We start from the raw sequence: 9,005 nt of genomic DNA, 5'->3' as shown, positions 1-9,005 counted from the left end.
GATGTTGGTGGGGTTGGTGGCGGAGATGAGGGGGGCGTTGAGCCATTCCAGGTTTACCTGCTCCGCGGCCGGTGCGGAGGAGGTGGAGGCGTAACGGCCGGTGGTGGAACTGCCTGAGCGATAGGTGGATCGGTAGGGAGAGCTGTACGAGGAGCCGGGGGATCCGCTGTACGAGGGGTAGTCGGGGGATGCCCAGGAGGACGCCGCGGTGGGTCCTTGCTCCTGCTGGCGATCGTTGCGCTCCGGTCGGCCCTGGCGCCCCTCTGGCGCGCGGGTGAGGTCTTCGTAGACGTCGCGTGCCCTATTGAATTTGTCGTTGTACTCGTAGATCTTGAGGCCTATCCTCGCCGCTGTAGCGATGGGGAGGCGTTTCAAGCCGAACTTCGCAAGAGGCGCTACGGCGCCACCGATTCCACCTTTACGCAGACCGGAGACGATATCTTTTCCATCGTTCAGAACGTCACCGACAGTGTTGTCGTAGATCGCCGACCCGATAGTTTTTCCGACTTTTTTGACGTCTCCCCAGCTCGGCCAGTAGCCGGTGGGGTCGTTGTAGGCGAGGGGGTTGGCGCCTGCGTAGGTGTAGCGGTTGGTTCCTGCGGCGCTGGTGAAGGGCAGGTCGGCGGGGTCGCGGGAGATGAAGGTGCTGGTGCCGGGGGTGTACCAGCGGGCCTGGGCGGAGATTTTGGTGGTGGTGGGGTCGGTCCAGCTGCCTTGGTAGCCGATGCGTAGGGCGGTGGTGCTGGTGACGGCTGGTTCACCGAACGGGTCGTAGGAGCGGTCGACGGCGAGGGAGGCGCCGTTGGTGGGGAACGCGGCGACGACGTCGCCGTGGGTGTTGGTGAGGGTGGCCCAGTTCCCGGTGGAGGTGCCGACGGAGATGAGGTCGCCGTCGGGGTCGCGGGAGAACGCCTGGGTGCCGTCGGTGACGGTCTCGCGTTCCAGGCCGCCGTAGACGAGGCGGGTGCCGTTGCGGACCGCGAGGCGGCCGAGGGCGTCGTAGCCGTAGGCCGTGGTGGTGGTGCCGGTGGTGTCGGAGACGAGCTGGTCGAAGGCGTCGAAGCCGGTCGTCGTGGTGGTGGTGGTGCCCTGCACCCGGGTCGCCAGCGTGCCGCGGGGGGTGTGGGTGTAGGTGGCGGTGCCGTCGGTGAGCAGCCGGTTACGCTGGTCGAACGTGGCGGCGACACCGTTGACGGAGGTCCGGTTCCCGGCGGCGTCCCAGCCGTAGGTGGTGGTGGCCGATGCCGGGTCGGTCCAGGACGTCAACCGGTTCGCACGGTCGTAGGTGTAGGTCTGGGTACCCGCGGACGCGACCCCGGCCGGGCCGATCGTGGTCGAGAGCTGGTTGTCGCCCGCGTCGTAGGTGTAGGTCTGTTCCCGCAGGGTCCCCCCGGGCCCGGTCAACGTGTCCGACACCGTGCGCCCGAGGTCGTCGTAGCCGAAGCCGCGGGTCGCACCCGGGTTCGCGTAGGTGATCGACGTCAGCTGGCTGGCGACGTCGTAGTGCAGGCTGCGGGACCCACCGGTCGCGGTACCCGTGATCAGGTTCAGGTCACCGCGGGAGTTGTACCCGAACGCGGAGTACGACCCCGGATCACCCCGGGAGATCATCCGCCCGTTGACGTCGTAGGTGAAGGTCGTCGTCCCACCGTCACCGGTGGTGCCGGTGACCAGGCCCCGGTCGTTGTACGTGGTGTTCTGGGTGCCCCACGGGTGGGAGAACGAGGTGACCTGCCCGGCGAGGTCGTAGGTGAACGACCGGGCCGCGCCGGTGGCACCGCCCCCGGAACCGGTCTCCACCGTGAGCCGGCCCAGCTCGTCGAACGTGCGGGACCGCACCACCCCACCCGGTGCCGCCACCGACACCGGCAGACCACCGGCGTCGTAGGACGTCTTCCACTCACGGTCCGCGGCGGCGGGATGCGCGGTGGTCGGGGCCTCGACGACGGACTCGCGTAGCAGCAGCGGGTTGTAGGTGTAGATGACCCGGTTCCCGCGGCCGTCGGTCCGGCGGGTGAGCTTGCCACCCTTGGCGTAACCGAACGTGGTGGTGATCGACGTCGAGGCGTCCACCGGCTCGGTGACGGTCCGCAGCTGGTTGAGAGCGTCGTAGGTGGCGGTGGTCGTCCAGCCCCTCGGGTCGGTCTCCGACACCGGGTTACCGACAGCGTCGTAGACGGTCGAGGTCGACCGCAGCTCCACATCCGCGGGCGAGTACTGGGCGACCTCGACCTGGCGGCCGGCACGGTCGTAGGTGGTCCGGGTGGAACGTCCGAGGGGGTCGGTGGCCTCCACCAGCCGGCCGGCGAGGTCGTAGCCGTAGGTGGTGAGGTCGTTGGTCTCGGTCCGGCTCTCGATCAGATCGCCGGCCTGGTTGTACACCGCCGTCTGTGACTGCCCGCCGGCCGCGTTCGCGGGCTTACGGATCCGGACCAGGTCACCGGCGTTGTTGTGCACCGTGTAGGTGGTGAACGTCGCCGCCGGGGTCCGTTCGGTCTCGGTGGTCGCCCAGACCCGGTCGAGGTCGTCGTAGGCGTAGAACGTCCAGGCGCCGAGCTGGTTGACGGTGGACACGACGTTGCCGATGTCGTCGTAGAGGATGCGGCTGACACCGGCGGTGGCCGAGCCGACCTGCGGGTCGGTGATGGCGACCGGGCGGTTGAGCTTGTCGTAGACGGTGGTGGTCGTCTCGCCGCGGGCGTCGGTGTGGGTCAGGACGTTGCCGTTGTCGTCATACGTCCACGACTCGGTCGGGGTGATCGCCGACCCGCCGGGCGGGGTGTACGGCTGCCCTGACCGCCCGGTGACCTGACCGGCCGCGTTGTAGGTGATCGAGGTGACGTTGCCGCGCGCGTCACGGTCGCGGATGACCTCGCCGTGGACGTTGAGGATCCCGTCGACGGTCTGCGTCTGGTCGGTCGGGCTGCCGCTCCACTCCTCGACCGCCACCAGCGGCGACGTCGTCCGTGACGTCACCCCGATCTGGTTCGTCTCGACCGTCGTCCTGAACGCCGGGTTCGGCGGGCCGCCGGCGACGTGGCCGCGGGGGTCGGTCACACCGGTGACGAAGCCCCGCTGGTCATGCTGGACGGTCGTGACGTAGGTGGCGGTGCCGTCCCCGAACACCGTTTCCGAGGTCGGGCGGGACGCGTCGTCGTAGGCGACGTCGACCCGCTCGGTGGCGGCCGTGCCGGCGGCGCCGAGCACCGTCGACGTCACGTTGTCGCCAGCGTCGTAGGTGTAGGTCGCGGTCCGCGCCACCGAGCCGGGGGCGACCGTGTTGGAGGTGACCCGTCCGGCGGCGTCGTAGGCGGTCTCCGCGGTGCGCAGCCCACCACCGGTACTGGTGGACGTCGGGTTGCCGGCGGCGTCGTAGGTCCGGTCGACCAGGACGATGTCGTAGGCACCCGGGCCCGACAGGACCCCGTTGGTCAGGTCCGGCGGGCGGTACCCGCGCAGGATCTCCTGGCGGGGCAGGTCGTCGAGCCAGTAGGTGTGGTCGGTGGTGCGGCCCTCGGCGTCGGTCACGGAGGCGAGCCGGCCCGCCGGGTCGTAGGCCCGCGACTCCGCAAGCAGGTCACGCGGTGTCGAGCCGGCGACCGGGTCGTCGACGAAGTCCTCGACGGTCGTCGTCGCCAACAGGTTCTTCGCGGTGTAGGCGTAGGTGGTGACGGTGCCGTTGCCGTCGGTCCTGGTGGCGATGTTGCCGTTCGGGTCGTAGGTCAGCGAGGTCGTCGACGCCGCCGACGTCCCGGCGGCGATGGTCTGCGACGTCTGCTGGTCGGCGTTGTCATAGGTGTAGGTGGTGGTCCGGGCGGCGTCACCGCCGGTCGAGTCGGAGACGACGACCTGGGTGAGGTTGCTGTTCAGGTCGTAGCTGTTCGTCGTGACGGCCGTGCGGGTCGTCGAGTTGATCGGGTTCGTGACCCCGGGGGCGGTGACCGTGGCGACCCGGGAGAGCTTGGTGTACGTCGTCGTGGTCGTCAGGCCCGACGGGTAGGTGTCGGAGATCTCCCGCGACGTCAGCCGCCGGCCGATCTCGTCGTAGGTGTACTCGTGCACCAGCCCGGCCGGGTCCTGGTCACGGCGCAGGTCGCCCTTCGAGTCGTAACCGAAGGTCGTGACCTTGCCGCGGGCGTCGGTCTGGCTGGCCAGCAGGCCCCGTGGCACGGTCCCACCGCCGGTCACGGCGGCTTCGGTGCCGTTCGTGAACGCCGAGCTGGTGGTTCGTCCGGTCGGGAAGTCCGGCGTGGACGGTGTGCGGGTCTGGATCAGGTCACCGGCGGCGTTGTACGTGTACGTCGTCCGGTAGACGTCGTGGGTCGGCGACGACGACCGCGCGTCCCGATACGCGGTGATCAGATCGTTGCGCGGATCACCCGGTGCGCCGACGAAGTAGCTGTAGTACTCCGTGTTCAGTACGGGGCTGGTGCCGATCATCGCCCGGGTGGTGGTGCGGGACAGCACGTTGCCGCGGGTGTCGGTCTGCATCGACAGCAGGTTGTTGTTCTCGTCGCGGACCTGGGTGAGGAAGCCGCGGTCGTTGTAGCTGAACGTCCGCTCGTCGGTGCCGTCGAGCCGGGAGATCAGCTGCCCGTTCTGGTACTTCCAGTCGGTCGCGTGCCCCCGCGGGTCGGTGATGCGGATCGTGGTCGTCGCGCCGGTGGCGTGGATGGCGAAGGTGGTGCGGCGCGCCAGGCCGTCCTCACGCCAGGCGACCGTGCCGTCGGTGTTGTAACCGACCCTGGTGTCGATGTTGCCGCGCGGCAGATTGATCTGGGTCAGCCTGCCGTTCGCGCCACCGCTCGTGCCGTAGGTGTAGGTCAGCGGTGTCGTCGAGTGCGGCGCCGTGACGCTGGTCAGCCTGCCGGAGGTGTAGCCGTAGTTCCAGGTCAGCGCACCGCTGTGGGCTGCGACTGATGCCGTCGCCACGGAGCTGACGCGTCCGCCGGACCAGCCGAGGGTCAGGGCGCGCCCGCTGGTCACACTCGTCGCCGAGGTGAGCCGGGCGTTGCCGTCGTAGGCGAGCTGCAGCTGCCGCGCGGCGGAGTCCGTGACCCGGGTCAGCCGGCCGTCCGACCGGAAGGCGTAGGAGCTGCCGCCCTTCTCCGTGAGAGTGGTCGCGGCCGAGAGGACCAGGTTGTCGAGCCGGCCGGCGCCGGTGGCCTCGGCGAACGGGCCGGCGCGGCTGCCGTAGTACACCGACGGGTCGTTCACCAGCAGGATCTGCGTCCCGTTGCGCAGCACCCGGATCTGCGCGCCGTTGGTCTCGACCCGCAGCACGTCCGCCGCGGTACAGCAGGTACCGGCCGCCGAGGTCGCCACGGTCGTCTCGACGTTGTCGTCCCGCTTGACCAGCTGCCAGGTGCCGGCGGACGGCTGTGCGACGAGCCGCCAGTAGTTCGCCGGGTCGGCGTAGCGGAACGCGAGGCCCAGGCCGGCCTGGGCGACCGGCATCGTGAACGAGAACGCGCCGTCGGCCGCACCGGACACCGTCGCCACGTTCCGGGTGCCGGACGCCGTCGCCAGGTAGGCGGCGTTTCCATTGACACCCCAGGCCGCGCTGCCGACGTTCTGCCACTTCTCGCCGTTGTCCGTGGTGCCCAGCGACGTCGTCGAGTTGGCCCGGGTGATCGTGTCGCGATGCTGGTCGTCAATCAGGTTGATCGACCCGATGCGGCCGGAACCCGCACTGGCCCAGTAGATGCCGGCCCGGGTGACCGTGCTGAACGCCGAGTCGGTGGCGGACCCGACGACCTGGTTGTTCCGCAGCACCGTGATCTGGCTGCCCGACGTCGTCACCGCGTAGGTGTCGTTCGCGGAACAGCAGGCGTTCGCGATCGTCGCGACCTGCGTCTCCGACCCCGACACCCGCTTCGCCAGGACCAGCGAGTTCGTGGACGGCTGGACGTACAGCATCCACATGTTGTCGATGTCCTGCACGCGGAACGCGACACCGATGCCGTCCTGGGCCACCGGAGCGGTGAAACGGACCGTACCGTCGGCGGCGGCTGGCATCACCGCGGCATTGCGCTGCCAGATGGAGCCGGAGACCAGGTAGGCGTTGTTGTTCGAGATTCCCCAGGTTCCGTCGAGAACCTGCCAGCTCTCACCGGTGTCCGCGAGCCCGAGCGACGTCGTCGAGTTCGCGCTGGTGAAGGAGGCGATCCTGGGCGATGGCGCCTGCAGGAGTGAGTACACGCCCTGGGGCGGCGCGAAAGTGCCGTCGGTGTTGCGGCCGAAGCGCTCGACCCGGCCGTCCGCCTTCCGTACCAGGATGTCGCCGTCACCGGCGGCCTCGGGGTTCGCCGACCTGTCGAACTCCGACGTCCAGCCGGGGCCGAAGATGCCGTCGGAACTGCTGAGGCTGTTGTAGGTACGGGAGACCGACAGCGCCGGGCCGACCCCGGAGACCGCGGCGTCGGTGACCGTCGAGCTGTAGTTCTGCGCCAGTGGATGCACATGGGAGACGGGTGGGACGTAGGGGTCCCGTCCCAGACTGGCCTCGGTCGTCGACTGGGCGGCCACGGGCCGGACGGCGATGGGTCCCAGCCAGGAGCTCTGGTAGAGGCCGTCGCTCACCCGGACGCGCCAGTAGTAGATCGTTCCCCAGGTCAGCGCTCCGGCGGGCGGCTGCCAGGTCGTTCCGGACTGCCATCCGGAGTCCCAGCAGGAGCCGGATGCCGCGTCCGTTCCGGTGCAGAGCTGGAACTGGAAGGTGAGGGGGTTGGGCGCGTTGTCCGGGTCGCTGCCGCTGGCGGACAGGGTCGGGCGCAGGCTGGAGACCTCGGTGCCGTTCGGCGGCGCGACACCGGTGACGAGGGGCTGCGCGGCGCTGAGAGTCAGCGGTGTGCTCATGTAGTCGACGCCCCAGGACGAGAACCAGGCGACGCCCGACTGCTTCATGTCCCAGCGGATCTCGTACGTCCCGGCCGGAAGCGGATCGACCGTCGCCGCGAGGTCGATCGTGCCCCCCGGGTTGACCGCGACGGGCAGGTTCGTCTCCGCGCCCTCCTGGTCGTAGAGGACACCGTTCTGGTAGACGTGGTAGGCCAGCTTGAACGCGCTGTTCGCCGCCCACGCCGTCTGCCCCGAGTTCTTGACCCTGACCATGACGGTGCCGGGTGTCGTCGCCGTCGGCATGGTCACCCACTGCGGGGCGCCGTTCGGGTACGAGTACTGGGCTCCGTTGGAGGACCAGTTGATTTCCAGTTTCGGCCGGAAGTCCGAGGGAGGGTCGGCCGGATTGCACCAGCAGTTCGCCGTGTAGAACGCCTTGCGCGCGTCGTCGTTCGTCTCCGACGCGGTGACCGCGAGGCCGAAGTTGGCGTACGCGTTGTGGGTCCACAGGTGGACCAGGTCACGCAGGCGGTCGTCGCTGTTGCCGATGTACTCCCACTGCGGAAGACACGCGGGGTTGCCCTGGTCCCGCGCGAAGGTGCCCTCGGCGACGACGGGGCCCATGGTCGCCCCGGGCCAGGTCATGTTGTACCCGTTCCAGGGGATCAGCACCTGCCGCAAGGACACCGGATACGGCGTGCACCCGCCGGCCGAGTCGTAGTTGAAGATCTTCAGATGGGCGTTGGTGATGTGCGCCCCCGTGAGCTCGGAGCGGCCCGGGAAGTTGAGATAGCCACGCTGGACGTCCGTCTGGTATTTACCGGCGTAGAACGCGGGGAGCGAGGAGTAGTTCGTGTTCGGCTGCAGGGAGGAGATGTAGGTGTCGTCACCTCCGACGTACAGCGAGTCACCGATGACCGCCGGGTCCACCCGGATGGGATAGACCCGGGCCGGGTCGTTCAACCAGGCGCGGTCGAGCTCGACCCGCAGGACCTGGCCGCCGTCCTCGCCCTCGACGAGGCTGTAGACGACGCCGTCCGACGTCGCGGCCATACCACCCTCGGTGCGTGAATCCTCCATCCACCCGGGCGGAACCACACCACGCGCCTCGCCGGCAGCGTCCTCCAGGAGAACCTGGCGGCCGTCGAGGCGGGCTGTGAGGCCCTCCATCTCCAGCGGGAACTCCCAGACGGTCGGCGCAGCGGCTGACTGCAGGACGATGACTTCCTTCATCCCGCCCGCGACGGCACCGAGCTCCAGATCAGCCGATTCCCGGATGTCGGCGAAGGTCGCCTTGGGCCCGTCGACCTCCGCCCGGGACGGGGCTGCGCCGACGAGCCCGAACGAGAACGACGTCCCCTCACCGAGCTCGATACGGCCCAGCCGCGGATCCTTCGCGTCCTGCGCGACCTCGACCACATGCTCGGTCGACGCCGAGCGCAGACGACCCGCACCGGCCTGCTCCAACGCCGTGTCGATGTCGACCCACCCGCCGCGGGCATCCTGGAAACGCGCCGGGCCCATCGAGGTCTCGGTCGTGAGCGACCCGTCCGGGTTGCGGAACTCGCGTGTGCTCTCGGTACGCCGCTCCACCAGCTCGGTCCGGCCCGCCTGCGGCTTGCCGTCCCGGGCCGGGCCACGGTCTGGCCGAACCGTCCGGGACTCACCGAACTCCGCACGCAACTCGCCACCAGGCCGCGCCGCCGCCCCGCCCGCGGGCGCCGTGGCGCCGCCGGCCGCCGCCGGTGGAGGCGACGGCTTCGGGGACGCCTGCGGATCAGTGAGGCGTACATCCCTGAGCCCCGGGGTGGTCGGCACGGCGCCTGGCAGGTCCGGGACCGCTCGCTCGACCGCCGCCGGGTCGGGTGCCTGCACGGCCTGGGTTTCCTCCGTGGGCACCTCGTGCTCACGGCCCTCGGCCGAACCCGAGCTGCTCTCCGGGAGGTTCATGTCCCGGAACGGGTTCTCCTGGGAGATGGGTCGGCGTCCGCCGTCGCGGGTGCGTTCGACGACGACCATCGCGACGATCAGGACCACCGGGATCAGCAGGAGCGCCACCGCCTGGAGCCGGCCGGGGCGGGCAGGTGCCGGCCGGGCATGAGGGCTCCGAGATCCGTAAGGATGTCCGTAGACGGAGACATCCGCGAGTGGGCACGGTGACGGAC

General features: G+C 69.7%; 1 protein-coding gene. It reads right to left on the bottom strand.

Annotated elements, in window-relative coordinates:
* Positions 1 to 8,898: DNRLRE domain-containing protein (locus AB1460_RS34045; RefSeq protein WP_368966419.1), on the bottom strand; the 8,898-nt coding region annotated here is incomplete at its 3' end.
* Positions 8,899 to 9,005: the final 107 nt, after the last annotated feature.

Source organism: Parafrankia sp. FMc2 (genome assembly GCF_041008525.1).
GTDB lineage: Bacteria > Actinomycetota > Actinomycetes > Frankiales > Frankiaceae > Parafrankia.
This window is presented reverse-complemented; position numbering and strand designations above follow the sequence as displayed.